This is a genomic window from Pedobacter sp. 01N416, from assembly GCF_056399685.1.
Genome location: NZ_JBFTRT010001126.1, coordinates 1 through 405, shown reverse-complemented (window position 1 = coordinate 405; position 405 = coordinate 1). Strand labels below are relative to the sequence as shown.

Annotated in this window: 1 protein-coding gene; it reads left to right on the top strand. The window is 39.0% G+C overall.

Going from position 1 to position 405, the window contains the following annotated elements; all coding sequences use genetic code 11:
* Window positions 1–405: glycosyl hydrolase (locus AC1DND_RS29545; protein ID WP_477586612.1), on the top strand; the 405-nt coding region annotated here is incomplete at both ends.

The window sequence follows — 405 nt, the reverse complement described above, 5'->3', positions numbered from 1 at the left end:
TGCGCCATATCAGGTGTTAATTGTTCCGCAATGTGAAATGATGAGCCCGGAAACGCTAGATCAAATGATAAAACTGGCCAGCAATGGAGCAAAAGTCATTTTTCAGGCATTACCTAAAGATGTTCCAGGTTTAAACAACCTGGAAACCCGCAGAGCACAGCTAAAAGCAACCTTGGCTAAATTGATTTTTACAGACGGAGCAGATGGTATTAAACAGTTTAAAGTTGGGGCAGGAGTGATTTTATTGGCTAACGATGTGCAAAAAGCATTAAATGCAATCGGCGTTAACAGAGAAACTTTAACCGATAGCGGACTACAGTTTATCAGAAGGAAAACAACAACTGGTAAATATTATTATCTGATAAACCACACCGCTAAAGATATTGATACTGAACTGTCCTTAAA